We start from the raw sequence: 20827 nt of genomic DNA, 5'->3' as shown, positions 1-20827 counted from the left end.
GCCCGAAAAATGTGAACGCACTAATGCCGTGCAAATAATTAACTGACAGTGGTACGTGAGTCGCCGGGTCAGCGCGTGCGATTGTCAATCTGCCTTTCCCGTTGCTGCTGTTGTACAAACTTCTGTTTGGATATCAGCGACGCGACAATGACGCCCAGCGTGACGATGGCAATCATGAGCGTGGAGAGCGCATTGATCTCCGGGCTGACGCCGAGGCGCACCGCGGAAAAAATCTTGATGGGGAGTGTGGTCGCGGATGGACCGGTAGTGAAGGATGCGATCACCAGGTCGTCCAGCGACAGAGTGAAGGCGAGTAGCCACCCCGAGATCACCGCAGGTGCGATAATCGGTAAGGTCACGAGACGGAAGGCGCTCCAGGGTGAGCAGCCCAGGTCCAGCGCGGCCTCTTCCAGTGAACGATCAAAAGTCACCAGGCGGGAGGAGACGACTACCGACACGTAGCACATGGAAAACGTGGTGTGGGCGAGCACAATCGTCAATACGCCGCGTTCCAGCCCGATACCGATAAACAGTAACAACAGCGACAAACCTGTGATCACCTCCGGCATCACCAAAGGCGCGTAAATCATGCCGGAGAACAGGGTTCTACCCGCAAAGCGTCCGCCCCGTACCAGTGCGTATGCCGCGAGGGTTCCGAGTACAGTGGCAAGGGTGGAAGATAAGGCGGCGACTTTGAAGGTTACCCACGCGGCATCCAGAAACGCCTGGTTGTTCAGCAGCTCTCCATACCACCGGGTGGAGAAGCCGGTCCACACGGTGACCAGGCGGCTCTCATTGAAGCTGTACACCACCAGTATGACCATGGGTAAGTACAGAAAGGCGAAGCCCAGAGTCAGTGAGGTGATGTTGAATCCGCTCAGGCGCATCAGTTCTCTGCTTCCTGCTGTTTCTGCTGGTTTTGCTGAAACAGCACAATCGGAATGATCAGGATCAGCACAAGCACCACAGCAACGGCGGAAGCCACTGGCCAGTCACGGTTATTGAAGAATTCCTCCCACAGCACTTTGCCGATCATCAAGGTGCCCGAGCCGCCCAACAGTGAGGGGATCACGAATTCTCCCAGCGTGGGAATGAATACCAGAAAGCAGCCGGCGATGATGCCATTGCGTGACAAGGGCACGGTGACCAGCCAGAACGCTTTGGCGCGGGAACAGCCAAGGTCCTCGGCGGCCTCTATCAGTGAATTGTCGAGTCGGTGCAGGGCGGCGTAAATGGGCAGAATCATGAACGGGATATAGGTGTAGACAATACCGATATACACGGCAATTTTCGTATTGAGGATAATCAACGGTTCGCTGATCACGCCCAGGCCCAACAGCAATTGGTTGAGATAGCCTTCCTGGCTGAGAATGCCCATCCAGGAATACACTCTGATCAGGAAACTGGTCCAGAAGGGCAGAATCACCAACATCATGAGGATGGCGCGCCATTGCTCTGGCGCGCGCGCCATGGCGTAGGCAATGGGATAGCCAATCAGCAGCGTGAGTAGAGTGGAAGTAGCGGCAATCTGCAGGCTGGAGAGATAGGCCTTCCAGTACAGGTCATCCGTAGTGAGAAACGTGAAATTCTCAAAGTCCAGTTGCGACAGGAAGGTACTTATCCCTTCGCTCCAGCTGAACTGGGGCAGGTAGGGTGGGCGGGCCATGGCCACGTCGGAGAGTGATATCTTGAGCACAATGGCAAAAGGCACGAGGAACAGGCCGAGGAGCCACAGGTAAGGGATGAGGGCGACAACGACTCTCTTCATCACGCTTCCAGTAAAACGCCGGCATTTGACGCCCAGGACAGCCAGACCTGGTCATCCCAGGTAAATCCCCGGTTCTCGATACGTCGTGTATTGGCGGCTTGCGCTTTCAGCATACGCCCCCCGGCCACCTCAACATGGTAGGTGCTGATATTACCCAGGTAGGCGATATCATGAACCCTGCCCTGAATGGTGTTCTCCGCCCCCGCAGGTGGCTCAGCTGAAATATGCATCTTCTCGGGCCGGATGGCCAAAAAGGCCTTCTGGGCGGTAGCGAAGGGCTGTTCCGACGACGCCACAAGCGGTGCAAAACTCTCGGCCCAGTGCAGCTTGTAACAGGTGGGGCCGCAGGGGTGCACGGCACCTTCGATGATGTTCACATCACCGATGAAGTCAGCGACGTAAACGCAATTGGGTGCCTCGTAAATCGCCGAAGGGGTCGCCACTTGAATCAGCTCGCCTTCGTCCATCACCGCAACGCGGCTCGCCACCGTCATGGCTTCCTCCTGGTCATGAGTGACGATGACGAAGGTTGTGCCGGTTTTTTCCTGGATATCCATCAGCTCGAACTGGGTGTCCTGGCGCAGCTTTTTGTCCAGCGCGCCCATGGGTTCATCAAGCAGTAGCAGTCTGGGCGCTTTCGCCAAACTTCTTGCCAGCGCCACACGCTGGCGCTGGCCACCCGAAATCTGGTGCGGTTTGCGCCGTGCGAAGCGCTCCAGCCGGGTGAGCTTGAGCATTTCTTCGACACGCGCGCGAAGTGCGTCCTTCGGCATTGCCGCGCGGCGCAGGCCGAAGGCAATGTTGTCCCACACGTTGAGGTGCGGAAACAGAGCGTAGGACTGGAACATCATATTCACGGCGCGCTTGTTGGGAGGGACGGGCACAATATCCTGCCCCGCCAGTTCTATCTGCCCAGAGCTGGGATCCTCAAACCCCGCGAGCATGCGCATCATGGTGGTCTTGCCGCAGCCGGAAGGGCCCAGCAGCGCAAAAAACTCGTGCTCGTAAATGTCGAGCGTCAGGTTGCGTACGGCCGTGAAATCGCCGAATTGCTTGGTAACGTTGCTGAACCGGATCAGAGGTTTCGCGGTTGGATCGTCCCAGGGTGCAAAAACGGTTTGTGGCACGGTGCCCTCGTCAGCGAATGGCAGAAGCCGGCGCGTTGCTACGTGCCGGCGTGCATGGCCTGATCAAGTGCCCGACTTGACCCGGGTCCACAGGCGCGTGACCGTCCGCTGTACCTTGGCAGGGTAGGGCGTCGTGATGTAGAGGTTCTCCAGCGTCTCGGCATCGGGGTATATAGCGGTATCGTCTATCACGTCGGGCACGAGGAACGCCTGGCTGGCAAGATTGCCATTGGCATAGAACACGTAGTTGGAGGCCTGCGCCATGTTCTCTGCGTCCATGATGAAGTTGAGGAATGTGTGCGCGCCCTCCGGGTTGGGGGCGTCCACGGGAATCGCCATCTGGTCGAACCACATCAGGGCGCCTTCGCTGGGGGCGTGATAGACGATCTCTACGCCGGCATCAGCTTCTGCGGCACGGTCGCGAGCCTGGAGAATGTCGCCAGACCAGCCAAAGGCAACGCATATGTCGCCATTGGCGAGTGCATTGATATATTCGGAACTGTGGAACTTCTGCACATGGGGCCGAACCGCCATCAGCAGTGGTTCGACCTTGGCGATCACTTCCGGGTCATGGCTGTCCGGGTCTTCGCCAATATAGGCGAGCGCAGCGGGAATCACCTCGGCGGGCGCATCCAGAAAGTGCACGCCACAGGAGGCGAGTCGCGCCATGTTTTCCGGCTTGAAAATGAGATCCAGCGAGTTGATGGGGGTGTCCTCACCGAGTACCTCTGCAACTCTTTTGACATTCACGCCCAAGCCTGTGGTTCCCCACATGTAATTCACAGAGTATTCGTTACCGGGGTCGTAGCGTGCCGTGCGCTTTTCGATAACGTCCCACAGGTTCGCTCTGTTGGTCAGTTTTGTCGGGTCCAGTTTCTGGAAGGCGCCCACGGCAATCTGGCGTTGCAGAAATGTACCCGACGGAACGACCACGTCGTACCCCGATCCGCCGGCCAACATTTTGGTTTCCAGTACTTCGTTCGAGTCGAAGACATCGTAAATGAGTTTCAGCCCGGTCTCTTCCTCGAACTTGGCCAGGAGCTCCTCGTCAATGTAGTCGGACCAGTTGTAAACACGAACCTCGTCAGCTGCTGTGACTGCTGTCGCAAGGGCGAACAGGCAGGCGGCGCCCAGTGTCTTGCCTTTCATGTTTGATGCTCCGGAAGGTGGGGTTGTTCGAGTATCTACCGGTCTTTGCAATTTGATCAAGTGTTTCCGGCGTTCCAGAGTTTGTTTTATTTCTGCTTCACGCCATTGCTGGCCACACGAGGAAACACACGCGTTGGGTCACGCACCATGCTTGTGCACCTGTCATTGCGCGCCGCACGAATTTGATGCGCTGAATCAGTGCCGATCGAGAGCAGGCTGCGGGTGAAAACTAGGTAGAGCGGGGTAAACCTCTGCATTTTCAGTGCTTCTGGCGCAATTTCAGTAGATTGGCATAAAACTCGCAATGTATTTTCCACGGATCGGGCTTCGCAGGCTGTTGTCCGACTACCGCGAGTTCCGGGACGACCCGGACGGCCCACCCGCCGCTGACCGTGTCTGGACGACCAGATGACTTTTGTGGACAGGCGAGGTTGTCTCTATGTCGGTGACACCGAACACCCATCAAGCATTTCAGTCGCTACCGGTTGTGAACATCGCGGGCTTGAGTTCTGCCAGCGCAAACAGCCGCATGCAAGCAGCACAGGAACTCGGCATGGCCGCGCGCGCTGCCGGCTTTCTGTACATAACGGGCCACGGAATCGCCCCTGAAATAATTCAGCGTTTCCGCCAGCGAGCGGCCGAGTTCTTCGCCCAGAGCCGGGCCGTCAAGATGGCGAGTTATATCGGACAGTCCCGCAATCACAGTGGTTATGTACCGGAAGGAGAGGAACAGCTTTACGGCACGGCGGTGCCCGATCGCAAGGAAGCCTACGACCTCAACTTCGACATGCTCGAACCCCGTTACGAACGCCCGATGTTGGGACCAAACCAGTGGCCAGACATGCCCGGGTTCAAGTCCGACGTGCAGGCGTATTACAACGTTGCTTTCGAGCTGGGCAATCGCCTTTTCCGCGGATTTGCTCTGGCACTTGGACTGCCGGAAGACCGCTTCACCCGCCTGGTGACGCGGCCCCCGACGCAACTGCGCCTCATTCACTATCCCCATGATCCACGCCCCGACTCTGCAGCGGCTGGTATCGGTGCTCATACAGACTATGAGTGTTTCACTATTCTACTGCCCACGGCGCCGGGTCTGGAAGTCATGAACGGGGCGGGGCAATGGATCGACGTGCCGCTGCTTGAGAATGCATTTGTCATCAATATCGGAGACATGCTGGAGATACTCAGCAACGGCGCGTTTGTCGCCACAGCACACCGGGTGCGTAAAGTGGCTGAAGAGCGCTATGCGTTCCCCATGTTCTGCAACGTCGATTATGATGTGGAGATCAAGCCCCTGCCGGAGCTGGTGCATGCAGGGAGCCCCCCGCGTTACGCGCCGCAAATTTGCGGTGAACACCTGTTTGCACAAACCGCACAGACCTTTGACTACCTGAAGCGGCGTCTTGAGACCGGTGAGCTTGTGTTACCCAAGGGTAGCCTCGGCCTGTCCAGCTTTGGTCCCAAAGTGCCAGCGCAATCATGACGCTGGCAGAGTTGCTTGAAAAATACCCGCGGGAACCCGCCGGCGGCGTACCGGACTGGATGTTGGGCTGCTTCCGCCGACGCTGCATCAGCTTTGCCAACGGACAGTCGGACGAGCAAACCATTGTGTACTGGTTTCAGAGTCGGAACTTCACCATCGACTTGCGTCTGCCGCGGTTGGAAGATCAAGTGCGTGCCGCACCTTTAAATGAGTACAACGAGCTCGAAATCGTTGGCCGAGCAGGCTACGAGGGCTGGCTGGCATCCTGTGCATGGAGCGGTGAAGCGATGGTGTGGCACCCTGGAGACTCATTGCAGGTGACTGATCGTTGGCCCGAACCCGCTCAGTTGAAAAGAATCGGCAACTGCATGATCGAGTTTGCTCCCAGCGGCGCCTATGTTGAAGACTGGCGGCTGCAGCCGTCGGCACCCGGGCCACTTTTGGGTTTGCAGCTGTTGCAGGAATACGACGAGAATAGTGGCCAGTGGTCACCGCGTGGCGGCGGATTGATCATTTGCGGCGACCATGCGGCACAGGTGTTGGGTCGGTCAGCCGGTGTTACCGCAGGCGCGGCAACGTTGCAGGAGCTGGCGGCAAATGCGGTGGGTGATACGAAGACGCTGCGCGCACTACTCGATTTCGAGACCTCGGTTGCTGCCGGTTCTGTCGCCGATGGCTACACGGTGGTTCACAGCACAATCCCCGAGCGCAGAGGGCAGCCACTTCTGGAACCCGGAGAGTTTTCCTGGGTGCAGGGCAGTGACGAGCTTGAGCATGAGTTTTACCACAATGGACGGCGGTGCCTGCGACGTTACGCGGTTGATGTGATTGAATCACAGCGCAGCTTTTCCATCAAAACCCCTGCAAATCAGGCATCCGAGAATTGGTTTGCGCGCGAGTCAGCCACCCTCCGGCGCTATGCGGAGGTTCTCGTATGACCGGCTACAGCACACGCGCCGGGGGTTTTTTGCCATTGGCGTTGGCAGCCTACAGGCCCCCTGAGTGCTGGAGAGGCACCCAGGCGATGCTGGTGCCGGCAGGACCGGAGTGGGTGACGCTGGACTATGCCGCGGTTATGGCCAGCCGACGTCACATACAGCATCTTTTTGGCCCCGCAGACAGCTGGCCGGCAGAAACCATGCGCCTGGAAGAGGATCGTGCCGACCTTATCTGGCATGAGCAAGAATTTTTGGCGCAACGTTCGTTTGCTTATCACCTCCTCACCCACGATTACAGCGACTGCCTGGGCTGCCTGTATCTGTATCCGACGGCGAGCCAGGATCACGATGCAGAAGCCTACCTCTGGACACACGCAACCCTGCCTGCAGATGAGGCCTCCCGGATTGAGGATGAGGTGGTTGCCTGGGTAGCCCGGGACTGGCCGTTCCGTGCGGTGGCGTGGCCCGGGAGGTTTATCGCGTTTGATGCCTGGGCAGAGGCCGGCATACCCAATTACTACGCGAGCACCCGCATGGTGGCATTTCCGTCTGCCAGCGGCGCTTGATTTTTGTTGTACACATCCCCTCCAGGAGATCGACCATGAAACGAATCTATCGCTCAATCGCTGTACCGCTGTTAACGGCCACGCTCTGCCTCACGGCAGGATGGGCACAAGCCGAGGAGCGACGCACACAGTTTTCCCTCGCGTGGTCGATCTACGTAGGGTTCATGCCCTGGGCCTATATGGACGAGGCCGGCATCATGGACAAGTGGGCAAAGAAGTACGGTATTGAAGTGGATCTCGTGCAGATCAATGACTATATCGAGGCCATCAACATGTACACGGTAGGTGAGTTCGACGGCGCAACCATGACCAACATGGACATGCTGACAATCCCTTCTGCTTCCGGCATTGATACCACGGCGTTGATTACGGGCGATTTTTCCAACGGCAATGATGCGGTTGTGCTTAAGGGGCGCGACAGCATGCAGGACATCAAGGGTATGGAGGTTTATTTACTGGAACTCTCCGTATCCCACTACGCCCTTGCTCGCGCTCTGGAGATGGCTGGTCTCAGCGAGCGCGACGTCACGCTGATCAACACATCGGACGCCGATATCGCCACCACGTTCAAGAACAGCGAGGTGCAGGCTGTTACTCTCTGGAACCCGCAGCTACACATGGCCATGCAGGAACCCAATGCGGTAAAGGTGTTTGATTCCAGCCAGATTCCCGGTGAGATCCTTGACGTCATGGGTGTCAATTCGGAAACACTGAAGAAATACCCTGAACTCGGTAAGGCCGTCACCGGCGCCTGGTTCGAGACCGTGGCGATCATGCTGGGTGATACACCCCAAGCAATCGCCGCGAAAACCTATATGGGCGAGAATTCGGGCACGGACCTTGAAGGGTATGAGATGCAGTTGGCCGCCACCCACATGTTCAAGACACCGCAGGACAAGCTGGACTACCTGACCACGACGCGCGTGCGTGAGACCATGGACTTCGTGACGCAGTTCACCTTCAAGCACGGTTTGCTGGGTGCGGGCGCGGCGTCCCCCGATGTAATTGGCATTGAATTGCCGGACGGTTCTATCTGGGGCAACGAGGCTAATGTGAAGATGCGTTTTGACCACCAGTTTGTACGCATGGCGGCGGAGGATACGCTGTAGAGTCGTACGCACCAGTGCCGGCTAGACGGTCGGCACTGGTTCCTCGCTGCGCGATCCCTCCAGCATGGCGGCTACCAGCACCATGACGCCACCAACGATTTCAAACAACTGTAGTTGTGTTTGCATGATGATTGCAGTGGATGCCACCGCGACCACGAGCTCGGCAACGATGATAATGGAAGATCGCCCGGCATCCATTTGAGTGACGCCCCACTGCGTCCCGATGGTAATCAGCGTCAGCCAGAGGCCGCCATAGACTACCGCCCAGAGCGCTGCCTGAGGTAATGGCAGGCTGGCCGCGGACACAACAAACAGGGAAGAAATGCCGATCATGGCGGTACAGCCGATGAACATGGCGGCGACCTTGCTCATCACCGGTATGTCCTGGGTGAAGCGAAACAGGATGTTGGTGGCGGCAAGCCCCATGCCGGAGCCCAGCGCGAGCAGGTCGATCCAGGTGACGCCGCTCCATGAGGTATGCGCGACATCCAGTATGATGAATGCGCCGGACAAACACAGCACAACGGCGAGCAGGCGCACGGCATCCACTCGCTCACCGAGGAACAGACGTCCGCCCAGAACACTCCACACCGGTAACAAATAGAAGAGAATCATCACGCGGATAACGTCGCCGTGATAGATGGCCGTCTGGAAAGAGGCATTGGCAAAGCCGCCGGCCAGTGCAACCAGTGCCATCAGTTGCAACTTGTGTTGCCATTGACGGCGTTGCCGATAGAGCCATGGCAGCAACAGCAGGGCACCTGCACCGAATGCGATGAACACCAGGTGCAAGCCGTCCAGGCCCTGGTCGCTGAGTGCCTTGATTGGCAGCCAGGTCAGGCCCCACCCAGCTGAGCTGAAGAAAAGTACCAGTGCGGCAAATCGCGTATTCATGCAGAGATCGTTACCCAAGTCATGGGAAAGAAGCAGGTCTGAGCGTTCAACGGAACAATTTCGTCCACAGAGCCTGCAAGGGGGTGATCGTCGCTACCAGCACGGCGCCGGCAAGCAGGCCGAAGCAACCGTCAGCCAGGGTGCCTGCAAGCACCTGAGCAGCACCGGTAAAGCCCTCTGTGTACGCCATGATGGCGGCGTGCACCGGCGGCAGCCCGTGCGTGAGAATGCCGCCGCCAACCAGGAACATGGCGATGGTGCCGAGTACCGAGAGTGTGCGCATCAGGTGAGGTGCGAGCCAGAGAATGCCGAGGCCGGCTTTTTGCGCCAGCGCGCTCTCGCGTCCACTTAAATACAGGCCGCCGTCATCCAGTTTGACGATGCCGGCTACAAGCCCGTATACACCAACCGTTATCATGATGGCGACGACAGAGAGCACCAGGAATTGCATGCCGATGGCCTCGGCAGCGACCGTTCCCAGGGTAATCGCAATGATTTCTGCGGACAGAATGAAGTCGGTGCGAATCGCGCCTTTGATCTTCTTTTGTTCAACCGCGCGCAAGTCAACCTGCGGATCTTTCAGGGCGGCGCGCAGGGCTTGCGCGTGCGCCTCTTGCTCATTGCGGTGCAGAAAGCGGTGCGCAATTTTTTCAAAGCCCTCTAAACAGAGGAATGCACCGCCGAGCATCAGTAGCGGCGTAATCAGCCACGGCGCGAAATAGCTGATTGCCACTGCGGCAGGCACGAGAATGGTCTTGTTGAGCAGTGATCCCTTGGCCACGGCCCACACCACGGGCAATTCACGTGCGGGGCGAACACCGGCCACCTGTTGCGCATTCAGCGCGAGGTCGTCTCCCAGCACCCCGGCGGTCTTTTTGGTCGCCGTTTTGGTCATCAGGGAAACATCGTCCAGGATCGTGGCGATGTCATCGATCAGCGCGAGCAGGCTGCTTCCGGCCATGGTGCACGGCCTCCACGGCCCAACGATAAGAACAGGTGTCCAGTCTAGCGGAAATCGCTACCGGCAGAAATGTACCAGTGCTGTGAAAGTGGCCGGCCTAGGGATTCCCGGAGAGGATTTCACGCCCTTTGAGCCAGACCCTGAGCTCTGCCTCTGGCATCGGGCGTGCATATAAATACCCTTGCACAATATCGCAGCCGAGCGCACGCAGCATCTCCAGTGTCGCTTCGTCTTCCACGCCTTCTGCAACCACATCGAGGCCGAAGAGATGACCAATATCAATAATGATCCGTACCAGGTTCTGATCCTGGGTATCTTCCAACAGGCGTATGACAAAGGAGCGGTCAATTTTGATTTCGGTCGCCGGAATTTCCTTGAAATACGATAGCGATGAAAAGCCGGTGCCGAAGTCGTCAATCGACAGCCCGAGGCCGAGCTCTCGCAGCTGTGCCAGGTTGTCGAACCCTGCTTCCTTGTCTTCGATCACGGCGCCCTCGGTGATTTCCACCGTGATCGTGGCAGGGTCCGCCCCCCAGATGGCGAGTGCACTCTGCATCATGTTGGGCAGGTCGGGGTTGCTGACGAGGTCCGCGGACAGGTTGATGGCCAGTGGAAGCGAAAAATCATTCCGCCACTCACGTTGGTAGCGCAGGGCGCGGTTCACCACCCAGCGGGTCAGTTCGTAGCTGCGCCCGGACGCATAGGCCAGCGCGACCAGCTCCTCCGGTGGTACGAAACCGTGGTCGGGAAGCTGCCAGCGGATCAGTGCCTCGGCGCCGAAGACCTTGCCGCTGCGCAGGTCTATCTTGGGCTGGAAATACAACTCAAAGGCGTTGTCGTAAAGCGCCTCTGCAAAGCGTTGCTCCAGGGGCATGCTTGTCTGGTTTGCGATGGGCTCCTGAATCGCTTCGTCAATTTGCAGCAACTTGCCCTGACGTGTCTGTGCCAGGCTGTTCTCGGCACGCGCCAGCATCGCGAGCGCACCTTGTGCTGTCGCTCGGGTAACTGCGAGGCCCAGGCGCAATTCTACCGGCAGGATGTCATCGTCGATATTGAGCGACTCCTCAAGCGTGCGCTGCACACGGTTCACCGCCAGGGCGATAAAGGCCGGGTTTGCAAGTCGGGGCAGCAGGAAGGCGTAGGTCTTGTTGGATATCCGGTAGACGTTGTCGGGCAGTTTGCTGAGGCCCTGCAACTGTGTGTAGGCCTCCAGCAGGAGATGGTCGCCAATGACATAGCCGTGGCGGTGGTTGATAACGCGCAGGTTGCTAAGGTCCACGAGCAGCAGCCCGGCGTTTTCCCCGTGCTCACCGGACAGCGCAATCGCCGCGTCCAATGCGGCGACGAACACGTGTCTCTCAACGACAGGTGGCGTAGATGTCACAACAGGCCCGCTAGAGGTGAATGCTGTTCATGTCGATGCCATACGCGCCAGGCTCCAGGCTGTTGACAATATCCAGGGGTTGCCCGCGGCTATCTTCGGTTTCATGCAGCAGGTCCACCATGCGTATGCTGTTCAGGGGTTGCTTGTCGGCATCCAGCACCACCATGATGCGCGGGCGCAAGCGGCGGGTGCGGTACTCAGCAACCACGACAGCCACTTCACCGGAGCTTAGCTCGATGAGTGTGCCGGCGGGATAGATGCCAACCGCCTGGATAAACTCTTCTACCAATTCCGCCTGGAAATCGATGTCCTTCACGTCGTACAGCATCTTGATAGCGGCGGAAGGGGACGTTGCGCGGGCGTAGCTGCGATGACTGGTGATCGCATCGTAGCAATCCACGATGCCTGCGATGCGGGCGAATATCGGAATGTCGTCGCCGGCAAGGCCTTGCGGGTAGCCGGAACCATTGTGGCGTTCATGATGATGCGCCACCATGGCCAACACGTCCGTATTCATGAGGCCGGTTTCGGCCATCATATCCACGCCATGGCGCACGTGCTCGCGCAGCGCGTTGAGCTCCTCATTATTGAGTACGTGGTCGCTGTGTAACAGCGCCGGGTCCACACGCAGTTTGCCAACGTCGAACAGCAGGCCCCCTATAGCCAGCGAGCGCAGGTCGGAGCGCGGCAGGCCCAACTGGCGACCCAGCGCTACGCCCCAGATGGACGCGCCGAGAGAGTGCTGGTAGGTGTACTTGTCCTGTTCTTTGAGACGGGCCAGCCAGATGCAGGCGTCCGGATTGCGCGAGATACTGTCGATCATCGGCTCAACGGAGCGCTTTACGCGCACCACATCGACTGCGGCACCATCACGCGCGTTCTGGAACACCTCCTCCAGCCCTTGTGAAAGCTGCTGTACGGCATCCTCCGCGCGCGGGTATTCCTCTGCCCACTCGGCGCTATCCGTGTAGTTGACCAGGCGCCGCGTGGGAAACATGGCCTCCCGCGAGAGGCGCGGCCGCTGCACGCGCCGTTTGCGCTGCAGGGCGTAGTCGATGTGTCGGCTTTTTTCGATGTCGACGAAGACGTACTGACAGTGGCGTCGCAGCCCTCGAATGTCCTCTTCCGAGGTGATGCGAAAGCCCTGCAGGATAAACGGGGTTTCCAGCCATGGCCGATCAAGGCCCGAGACGTACATGCCCGGCTTCAGGTCGGCAACCATTACTTTAACGACTTCTATCATTACGTTCGCAGATTAATCGGGTTGATTTTTATCCCAGTACGGCGCCGTCTACGTTGCTACGTGCACGATGCCGGAGGCTCCCCCTGGTTTAGCCTGCCATCCCTCCATGGTGGTGCAGTGGCTCATTTACCGGACCGATCATGGCGCGTGGGCGCGCTCGCTGCAAGTCGAATTCCATCGGCGAATTTTATTTTGATGACTTGCTACATCAACAGCAGTGTTGCGAGAAACAGCATCAGGCCATGCCGAGCACATCGCTAAAGGTGGTGAGAAAAATGCGGCTGGCCAAGGCCGGATCGGCCCCGAAGCGGCTCAGGGTCAACGAAAAACCCCCGCGGCAGGCGGGGGTCGAGGCGGCGCGAAGGATGCGCAGAAGGCGAGGGCGGGCACGCGGCCCGCCGGTTCAGGTATCAGGCAACGCGCTTGCGGAACTCCAGTTCCGGGAAGCCGGCGTCGACGGACTCACGCATCTTGTCGTAGTAGACGTTGGCACCACCGAAGTAGATCAGCACCCGCGGAGCCTTGTCCTCCAGGTTGGCGCCCATCATCCAGGAGTTGACCTTGTCGCCCTGGGCCATCAGGGTCTGCTCGTGGACTTCCGCGGTGTGCGCGGTCCAGGCATCCTCGGCGTCGGCACGGGGCTCAAAGACGTCGTAGCCGTCCTTCTCCATTTTCTCGATGCAGTCCTTGATCCAGATGGCGTTCTGCTCGATAGAGGTGGGCAGGTTGGCAAACGGCGCCTGGGGCCCGGTGACCACAAACATGTTGGGGAAGTCAGCGACGCACACGCCCATGATCGATTTTGATACCTTCTGCCACTTCTCACGCAGGGTCTGGCCGCTCTCGCCGCGGATGGGGAAGGCTTCCAGCGCACCGGTATAGGCCTTGAAGCCCGTGGCCAGCACAATGATGTCGAACTCGTGGTGACCCTGACTTGTCGTGATACCGGTTTCCGTGATTTCGACGATAGGTTCGCGCTCGGCAATATCGACCAGGTGCACGTTGTCGCGGCTGTAAGCTTCGAGGTAGCCATGGTCCAGCGGAGGGCGCTTGGCAAACAGCGGGTATTCGCCAGGTTTCGGCACCAGGATATCGGCAACTTCCGGGTCTTCTATGCGTTCCCGCATCTTCTTGATGATGAATTCGGAGGCCCACAGGTTGGCGTCTGCACTGCCCAGCAGGTCCTCGAAGGTTTCGAATACCCAGCGGAAGCTGCCGGTCCACTTTTCCTCGAATATCCGCTCACGCTCTTCTGCGGAGGTTTCCACGGCCAGGCGACCCTCTGCGGTGTCGAAAGCCATACCGAAAATGTGGTTGCGGCACTTGGCCACTATTTCATCGTAGTTGTCCTTGATCTCCTTCTCCCACTCCGGGGTCATCGGGCGTTGCATGGCCGGAAGAATGAAGTTGGGTGTGCGGTGGAACACGGTTACGCTCTTCGCGGTTTGCGCCATGACCGGGAGCATCTGCACCGTGGTAGCACCGGCGCCGATGATGCCCACGCGCTTACCGGCATAATCGAGCCCTTCAGGCCAGCGTGAAGAGTGGAAAAGCGGGCCCTTGAAGCTGTCCATACCCTTGATTTTTGGAATCACGGGTTCGGAAATCATGCCCATCCCGCTGATGAAGTACTTGCAGGTGAAAGTGTCTCCGCTGCCGGTGGTCACTTGCCAGAGGCCGCTGTCTTTCTGGTAGGCGGCTTCGACGATTTCGGTGTTGAGCTGGATGTTTGGCCACATGTCACACTTGTCCGCCACGAAGCGCATGTAATCGTGTGTTTCCTTCCAGTCGGGGTAGCGGCGCGTCCACGACCACTCCTGCAGTAGCTCCTTGGAAAACGTGAGACAGTAGTAATAGCTTTCGCTGTCGGTCATGGCGCCGGGATAGCGGTTCCAGGTCCAGGTGCCGCCAATGTCGGAGGCGCGATCAAAGACGCGAATGGAGAGGCCTGCCTCCCGCAGATAGTGAATCAGTGCGAGACCGGCAAAGCCGGCACCAACCGCAATGGCGTCGAAATCAGGTTGCTGCTGGGTGCTCATAGCTGTGTTCCTCATTTTATAAAAATAATAGCGCTCAATGTAGCCGGTTATTCCGCGCTGCCGCCAGTGCCCCGTCACGGTTAACAGTGGTTGGCCTGACGGGCGCGCCGCGGGCGTCAGTCTGCCCTGGCGCGCGCCGGATTAGTATACTTGCTAGATGCAAACAATCAAGTTGCCCGCGACATGTTATTGGCTGCCGTGAACACGGTCGCCGTGAACACGGAGATACTGTGAGAGGGGGCGTCGACTGCGAGAAGCGTCGCTGCGCCCTGGAAGGGTTGCGCTGTAGCCCTGCTCAGTGCTGGGCCGGTTCCTGTGCGGCAAGCAGCACGGTCCACGGGCGCCCCACCAGGCCAGACAGGTCAGTCAAGCCTGCCTCTGCCATGACGCGCGCCAGTCCGGCGCTGTCCAGCTGCACCACGGAACGGCCGCCGCCGGGAAACTCCAGCTGTACTGCACAAGCGGCCTCGCCGTCGTGGGTGGGCGTGAGTTGCACGGCGCGCACGCGGGCGAGCGTATCACTCACGCAGCGGGCGGGCCGGTAAAGACGATATCGGAACAGGTCAGCATGGCAGGCGCGGGTCGAAACACCAGATAGAGGTTCCAGCTTTGCAAATCGGCGACAGCCTCTTCCAGCGGGCGCTCGGGAAATTCGCGGCGCGCAATGCTCTGCAGGTCCTCGCCTTCACGGGGGTAGGTCCACGGTCTTACGGGTGTGATGGTTGTATGCATGTTTGCGCTCCTGGGGCGTTTCAAGCCGCAACCCGGCGGCGTCCGGCGACCAGCTGGCCGGGACGGGCCTGGGTGTAACCGCCCGCAGCCGCGTAGGTCGTGACGCCGTTGACAAAGACCTGCTCTACACCAATCGCGTGTCGCAGGTAGCGGTAGCCTTCTCCCGGCAGGTCCTCAACGGCGATTTCCGGACCGCGGTCAATGCGTTCGGGATCAAAGAGCACCAGGTCGGCAGCCAGCCCGGGGCGTATGCGTCCACGATCACTGAGCCCCCAATTGTCCGCGATCTGGCCGGTCAGCTTGTACACGGCCTGTGCCAGGGTCAGCGCGCCGGCTTCGCGCACGAAACGGCTGAACAGATACCCGGTGTCGCCGTAGGTGGCAAAGCGGGTGACGTGGGCGCCGCCATCGCCCGAGCCGATCTGTACCAGCGGGTCACTGATCGGCCCCGAGATGCGCGCAATATTGTCATGGCCCACGGAGACCGCGGTAAAGCGTGTTCGCAGCTGTTCCTCTACGGCGAGGTCGAGCATCAGCTCCACCGGGTCGCAACCGCGCTCCTCGGCGATATCCTTGAGGCGCCTGCCCTCCAGTGCCTTGTTGGCAGGCAGGTGGCAGCGGCTGACCAGAAAGTCCGGGAAATGCACCTCCATGGCGATCGGGTGCATGCCATTGTAGGCCTCATCTACCAGTTGTCGCCGTACATCGGGGTCCTGGAAGTCGCGCAGCGTTTCCCCGGCGGGTTTCAGGATGGTCGCCCACCACGTGGGGCGCGAGCTGAAAACCGAAGTGGGCACATCAAACTCGAAACTGACGTCAATCGGCCGGGTTTGCATTTGTGGTACCACCCGCGCGCCGTTTGCCACCTGCAAGCGCACCCGGTCCAGCGCCCGGGGTACCAGGTCGGGGGTGGCGTTGGAGTCGAACAGCGGCGAGAACGTTACGGTGATGCTGTGGCGCCGCGATAAATCGCCCAGAATGTCAATTCGGGTACATAACAAGTCCGGGTCCCAGAATTCCGGCACAACTTGCATGACGGCGCCATATTCACCGAGCACCGCGCACAGTGCATCCAGTTCTTCCGGTGCGGCCAGGCGGCAGGGTACCGGTCGATGTTCGTGGTCGATGTCCACCCAGCTTGTGCTGAGGCCGATGGCACCTGCGTCCAGGCATTGGCGCAACAGCTGCTGCATGCCTTCGATTTCCTCGGTGCTGGCGCAGCGTTCACGCGCCGCATCACCCATCACCCACAGGCGCAGCATGCTGTGGCCGGCCAGTGTGGCCACATTGATACCCAGGTTATCCCGAAAGGTGGCGAGGTACTCTGCGAAGGTCTCCCAGTTCCATTGCATGCCGGCGTCAAACGCGGCTGCGGGCATTTCCTCGATCTGGCGGAACACGGCGCCCACGAATGCGCGATGCTCGGCGCGCACCGGCGCCATGGTCAGCGAGCAGTTGCCGTTGATCACGGTAGTCACGCCATGTTCCAGGGACGGCGTGGCCAACCCGTCCCAGGTGATCTGTGCATCAAAATGGGTGTGAGAATCGATGAAGCCGGGGGCGAGGGCGCGGCCCTGCGCATCAATGACTGTGGCGGCGTCGCCGTCCAGTCGTGTGCCCACGGCCATGATCTTGCCGTCTTGCACGGCAACATCGCCGTGATATGCGGGGCTGCCGCTGCCGTCGCAGACGAGGGCGTTGGTTATTTTCAGCTGGTACATACAAGCGCCTCCTTGGGGACTGAAAACTGTAGGCTGCGCGCATCGCGGCGACCATATCAAATAGCCCAGACTACATGGACGATTGCCCTGATCTCGGTGATTGCACGATCCGGGCCGATGCGGGTTCCCCTCGCCTGCGGCGTGGGCGCGGGTTAGGATGAGTGTTGACAATGGCAGGAGGATCAAACCCCCGTGACGGATGATGCTGGTATCGCGCCCGACGCACTGGTGTCACTCGCCCGTGCCCTGGTGGCTGCCCTGCTGTCGGAGGATGCCGAGCTCGCTTTCGTCGAGGAAACGCGTCAGTTTGTTGATCAGCTGGGTGATACACTCACCCTGCCGGTAACGGAAATGATCAGCATAGACCAGCTGGATCAGTCGGCGCGCCGTGAGTTGCTGGACGCCACCCTGGCCGAGCTGGGCCTGACCCTTGATACTCTGGACTGGCAGGCCGAGCCGGTGCTTGCCCGTGATTTCCAGCATCGTATCTGGTCGCATCTCTACCAGCGTTTTCTCACCGCACACCAGGTTGTGAGCAGTCACATTGAGCTGCCGGCTACGCCCGCCCAGGAATACCCTCGCCCGCTGTTCAGCCCACCAGACTCCTGGCTACTGCTCTTCGCCGAGCGCGGCGCGTGTCGTCTGCTGCACGCCGGTGGGGATATTGTTCTCGGGAGTAGTGGCCCGGCCCTGTTGCTGTTGCCGCCGGAGTCCGACGTCGTGCTACAGCGCATTTCCGGCGCGGGCAGTTGCAGTGTGTTCAGCAGCGCGTTCTTTCCGCCGCAGCGCTGGATGCCGTGGTTGCTGGAGGCCGACAGTGTCTCGCCGCCGCAACCGCTGCAGGTTTCCGAGCCGCGTATCGCGGGTTATTTTGCGGAATCGTTTCGCCGCATTATCGATATTGCGCACGCGGGCGGCCGGCAGGGCAGGGCCTTGCACCTTAATCTGCTCGAGCACATGCTCCTGCTGCGCGAGGAACTGGTGCCCCGCGATGATACCACCCGCCTTGACCGTCGTGTCCTGGCGGCGCGGGATTTCCTGTTGGCCCACTATCAGGAAAAGACCACCGTGGAGCAGGTTGCCAGGGCAGCGGGTGCCGCGCCCTCTACACTCACGGCCCTGTTCAAAAGCCAGATGGGTGAGAACATCATGCGCTGGCGGGACCAGCTGCGGATGGGACGCGCGCGCGAACTGTTGCAGGGTACTGAATGGCCGATCAAGGTCATCGCCGCGGAAGTGGGGTATGACGACCCGATGTTCTTTTCGCGCCGTTTCAAGCAATTGACGGGATGGTCGCCATCTCAGCTGCGCGGGGGCAACAACCGCTGAATCTGTGCCGTAGTGCAGGAAATAGTGCAGCCTCTCCAGCTTATCCTCCATTCCACATCGCCGCACGCTGTTCTTCAATGGGGGCAATAACGACAACAGCAGCACCTTCAGGGAATTCGCATGACCGACGTACCGAGTTACACCGCCAATCAACGCCTGCTGGACCCGCGCCGGCTCGGCACCACAACCATGCTCAGCAGCACCTCCAAATACCTCAACCACCCGCGTCTGCGGCACTGGGTGGCGGTGGAGTCGCTGCGCCGTAACGGTCCGGATATGGATCATTACGGTGGGCCGCTGGAGATCATTGATATTTTCCGCGAGCTGGACGATGTCGACGAGATCAATCGCCTGTTCAAAGAGGCCCGGGCACGTGACAGTGTGCTCGATGCCTGGTTTGAAGCGCGCTTCCTCATCCCTCATGATTTGCAGGCACTCGCAGAGCTGCCCGAAGGCACGCTGGGCCGCGAGTATCAGAAAATGCTGGCCGAGCAGGGTCTGCAGGCTGACTTCCTGCCCTTCGAAAGCACGGCCACGGATTACGACTACTTCCACCGCCGTCACAGCCAGACCCACGATATAGAGCATCTGGTGATAGGCTACCGTTACGACCCGCTGGGAGAATTTGCCCTGATCGCCGCGCGCACAACCAACCTGCTCAAGGCACTGGGGCAGGAGCTGGGCGAGCACCTGTCGGTGGTCTCCACCCTGTTGGTGGCAACCGGCATGTCGCGTTTCGGCTGCCATTATCCGCACCTGCTGCCGTCATTGTACAAGGCGCTGGGGGAGGGCAATCGTATCGGGGAGGCATTGAACACACCCCTGTTCATGCCCCGCTATGAGGACATGTTCGAGTGGCCGCTCGAAGACGTACGCGAGCACTTCGGCGTGGTACACGGTCCCGAGTTCGAAGATACCATGTGGTCGCTGGGGGAGTACTTCGACGCCGCGTAGAGCACCGCGGCGGCGCTGCGCGCGGTGAACCACCGTGTGCAGTTTGTTGCGCGCCGCCGTTGTGCAATAATCCCGCGCCCTCCCTGCTGCGATAATAACGATGATGCGATCTCTTCTGCGGTTTCCGCTTGTGGTTTTTCCGTTCCTGCTGCCGACCCAGTCCGCCTGGGCGGCGGACATCAGCGCTGCCAACACCGCGTGGATGTTGACGGCCACGGCGCTGGTTCTGTTCATGACGCTCCCCGGGCTGTCGCTGTTCTACGGTGGCCTGGTGCGGGTGCGCAACGTGCTGTCTGTTTTGATGCAGTGCTTTGCGCTCACGGCCTTGATGTCGCTGCTCTGGTTCGTCGCCGGTTATTCACTGGCGTTTGGCTCATCCGGCGTGGAGCAGGGTCCATGGCTTGGCGACCTGGGGAACCTTTTCCTGGCCGGCGTATCCATCGGCGGGACCTCGGGTGATATCCCCGAGTCGCTTTTTGTCATGTTCCAGATGACCTTTGCGGTGATTACCCCCGCGTTGATCGTCGGCGCCTTTGCGGAACGCATACGGTTTTCTGCCATGCTGGTGTTCAGCGCCGCGTGGATGCTGCTGGTTTACGCGCCGGTTTGCCACTGGGTGTGGGGCGGCGGCTGGCTCGGTGCCATGGGATTGCAGGATTTCGCCGGTGGTACCGTGGTGCATATCACGGCGGCGGTGGCAGCGCTGGTTGCCGCGCTGATGTTGGGGCCGCGTCGTGGTTTTGGCAGTGTTGCCATGCCGCCGCACAACCTGACCATGACCGTGACCGGTGCAGGCATGCTCTGGGTAGGCTGGTTCGGCTTCAATGCCGGTTCCGCGGTGGCCGCCGACGGCAGCGCCGCCATGGCGATGCTGGTGACCCATTTGTCGGCCGCCTGTGGCTCACTGGCGTGGATGACCATGGAGTGGATCCGCCACGGCAAGCCTTCGGTGCTGGGCATCGTCACCGGTATGGTGGCGGGCCTCGGTACTATCACGCCGGCTTCGGGTTCGGTCGGCCCGGCCGCTGCGGTGGTCATCGGCCTCAGTGCCGGTGTCATTTGTTATTACGCAACTCTCACCCTGAAGAACCGGCTGAAAATTGACGACAGCCTCGACGTATTCCCCGTACACGGGGTGGGTGGCATTCTGGGTACGTTGCTGGCGGGTGTTTTCTGTTCGCCCAACCTCGGTATATTCAGCGGCAACGGTTTCTCCGAGGGCATCAGCTCCATTGGCGGCCAGTTGGCGGTGCAGGCCACCGGCGTTGTGGCAACGTTCGCCTACACGGCGATTGTGAGTTATATCCTGTTCAAGCTCGTGGACCGGGTTATTGGCCTGCGGGTTGACGCGGAGCAGGAGACCGTGGGCCTCGATCTGGTGTTGCATGACGAACGCGGCTACGATCTGTAGCTGAGCTCCAGCCCGACTG

The 20827-nt window shown here is 59.7% G+C and carries 19 protein-coding genes; 7 read left to right on the top strand and 12 right to left on the bottom strand.

From position 1 onward, the window contains the following. Nucleotides 1-68: 68 nt before the first annotated feature. The 4 genes from EGJ68_RS13365 to EGJ68_RS13350 form a co-directional block, all read right to left on the bottom strand. Nucleotides 69-887, bottom strand: a complete 819-nt coding sequence (locus tag EGJ68_RS13365) for an ABC transporter permease (protein WP_199228046.1) — start codon at nucleotides 885-887, stop codon at nucleotides 69-71. Further along, nucleotides 887-1768, bottom strand: a complete 882-nt coding sequence (locus tag EGJ68_RS13360) for an ABC transporter permease subunit (RefSeq protein ID WP_123035067.1) — start codon at nucleotides 1766-1768, stop codon at nucleotides 887-889. Before EGJ68_RS13360 ends, EGJ68_RS13365 begins: the two co-directional genes overlap by 1 nt. After that, nucleotides 1768-2895, bottom strand: coding sequence for an ABC transporter ATP-binding protein (locus EGJ68_RS13355; protein WP_123035066.1), 1128 nt, complete (start codon nucleotides 2893-2895; stop codon nucleotides 1768-1770). The genes EGJ68_RS13360 and EGJ68_RS13355 overlap by 1 nt, the downstream gene beginning before the upstream one ends. A gap of 63 nt (nucleotides 2896-2958) precedes the next feature. Next, complete coding sequence (locus tag EGJ68_RS13350) at nucleotides 2959-4044, bottom strand: polyamine ABC transporter substrate-binding protein (RefSeq protein WP_123035065.1); 1086 nt, start codon at nucleotides 4042-4044, stop codon at nucleotides 2959-2961. Between the two features lie 439 nt (nucleotides 4045-4483). Here EGJ68_RS13350 and EGJ68_RS13345 point away from each other — a divergent pair, with 439 nt between their 5' ends. The 4 genes from EGJ68_RS13345 to EGJ68_RS13330 are packed head-to-tail and all read left to right on the top strand — an operon-like array spanning nucleotide 4484 to nucleotide 8140. After that, on the top strand, nucleotides 4484-5527 hold the full coding sequence (locus tag EGJ68_RS13345) for an isopenicillin N synthase family dioxygenase (RefSeq protein WP_123035064.1): 1044 nt from the start codon (nucleotides 4484-4486) through the stop codon (nucleotides 5525-5527). Next, nucleotides 5524-6465: a hypothetical protein gene (locus EGJ68_RS13340; protein WP_123035063.1), complete on the top strand. Its 942-nt coding sequence runs from the start codon at nucleotides 5524-5526 to the stop codon at nucleotides 6463-6465. The genes EGJ68_RS13345 and EGJ68_RS13340 overlap by 4 nt, the downstream gene beginning before the upstream one ends. Beyond that, nucleotides 6462-7031, top strand: a complete 570-nt coding sequence (locus EGJ68_RS13335; protein ID WP_158283659.1) for an N-acetyltransferase — start codon at nucleotides 6462-6464, stop codon at nucleotides 7029-7031. The genes EGJ68_RS13340 and EGJ68_RS13335 overlap by 4 nt, the downstream gene beginning before the upstream one ends. A gap of 35 nt (nucleotides 7032-7066) precedes the next feature. Next, nucleotides 7067-8140 (top strand): putative urea ABC transporter substrate-binding protein, encoded by a 1074-nt coding sequence (locus tag EGJ68_RS13330; protein WP_123035061.1) that lies wholly within the window; start codon nucleotides 7067-7069, stop codon nucleotides 8138-8140. 21 nt (nucleotides 8141-8161) lie between these two features. Here EGJ68_RS13330 and EGJ68_RS13325 read toward each other — a convergent pair whose 3' ends face one another. The 8 genes from EGJ68_RS13325 to EGJ68_RS13285 form a co-directional block, all read right to left on the bottom strand. Beyond that, nucleotides 8162-9034: a DMT family transporter gene (locus EGJ68_RS13325; RefSeq protein ID WP_123035060.1), complete on the bottom strand. Its 873-nt coding sequence runs from the start codon at nucleotides 9032-9034 to the stop codon at nucleotides 8162-8164. Nucleotides 9035-9080: 46 nt separating this feature from the next. After that, the gene (locus tag EGJ68_RS13320) at nucleotides 9081-9995 is read right to left on the bottom strand and encodes a DUF808 domain-containing protein (protein ID WP_123035059.1); all 915 of its coding nucleotides are present in this window, start codon (nucleotides 9993-9995) and stop codon (nucleotides 9081-9083) included. A gap of 97 nt (nucleotides 9996-10092) precedes the next feature. After that, a complete protein-coding gene (locus EGJ68_RS13315; RefSeq protein ID WP_158283658.1) occupies nucleotides 10093-11346 on the bottom strand; it encodes a putative bifunctional diguanylate cyclase/phosphodiesterase in 1254 nt (417 codons plus the stop codon). Nucleotides 11347-11389: 43 nt separating this feature from the next. Further along, a complete protein-coding gene (locus EGJ68_RS13310) occupies nucleotides 11390-12622 on the bottom strand; it encodes an HD-GYP domain-containing protein (RefSeq protein WP_233248813.1) in 1233 nt (410 codons plus the stop codon). 410 nt (nucleotides 12623-13032) lie between these two features. Beyond that, nucleotides 13033-14661: a flavin-containing monooxygenase gene (locus EGJ68_RS13300; RefSeq protein WP_123035056.1), complete on the bottom strand. Its 1629-nt coding sequence runs from the start codon at nucleotides 14659-14661 to the stop codon at nucleotides 13033-13035. Between the two features lie 295 nt (nucleotides 14662-14956). Then, entirely contained in the window at nucleotides 14957-15187 is a 231-nt protein-coding gene (locus EGJ68_RS13295) for a hypothetical protein (RefSeq protein WP_123035055.1), read from the bottom strand. Next, a complete protein-coding gene (locus EGJ68_RS13290; RefSeq protein WP_123035054.1) occupies nucleotides 15184-15393 on the bottom strand; it encodes a hypothetical protein in 210 nt (69 codons plus the stop codon). The genes EGJ68_RS13295 and EGJ68_RS13290 overlap by 4 nt, the downstream gene beginning before the upstream one ends. Nucleotides 15394-15413: 20 nt before the next feature. After that, on the bottom strand, nucleotides 15414-17114 hold the full coding sequence (locus EGJ68_RS13285; protein ID WP_123035053.1) for an N-acyl-D-amino-acid deacylase family protein: 1701 nt from the start codon (nucleotides 17112-17114) through the stop codon (nucleotides 15414-15416). A 192-nt stretch (nucleotides 17115-17306) separates the two neighbouring features. Between EGJ68_RS13285 and EGJ68_RS13280 the strand changes: the two genes are divergently transcribed. The 3 genes from EGJ68_RS13280 to EGJ68_RS13270 all read left to right on the top strand — a co-directional run bounded on the left by EGJ68_RS13280 (nucleotide 17307) and on the right by EGJ68_RS13270 (nucleotide 20808). After that, complete coding sequence (locus tag EGJ68_RS13280; RefSeq protein WP_123035052.1) at nucleotides 17307-18443, top strand: helix-turn-helix domain-containing protein; 1137 nt, start codon at nucleotides 17307-17309, stop codon at nucleotides 18441-18443. Between the two features lie 120 nt (nucleotides 18444-18563). After that, nucleotides 18564-19397 (top strand): Coq4 family protein, encoded by an 834-nt coding sequence (locus tag EGJ68_RS13275; RefSeq protein ID WP_123035051.1) that lies wholly within the window; start codon nucleotides 18564-18566, stop codon nucleotides 19395-19397. Between the two features lie 103 nt (nucleotides 19398-19500). Then, complete coding sequence (locus EGJ68_RS13270; RefSeq protein ID WP_123035333.1) at nucleotides 19501-20808, top strand: ammonium transporter; 1308 nt, start codon at nucleotides 19501-19503, stop codon at nucleotides 20806-20808. The last annotated feature ends 19 nt before the right edge of the window (nucleotides 20809-20827 follow it).

This window comes from Haliea alexandrii (assembly GCF_003719295.1).
Classification (GTDB): Bacteria; Pseudomonadota; Gammaproteobacteria; order Pseudomonadales; family Halieaceae; genus Haliea; species Haliea alexandrii.
Note: the sequence above shows the minus strand (reverse complement) of the source record. Positions and strands in the feature narration are given on the sequence as shown.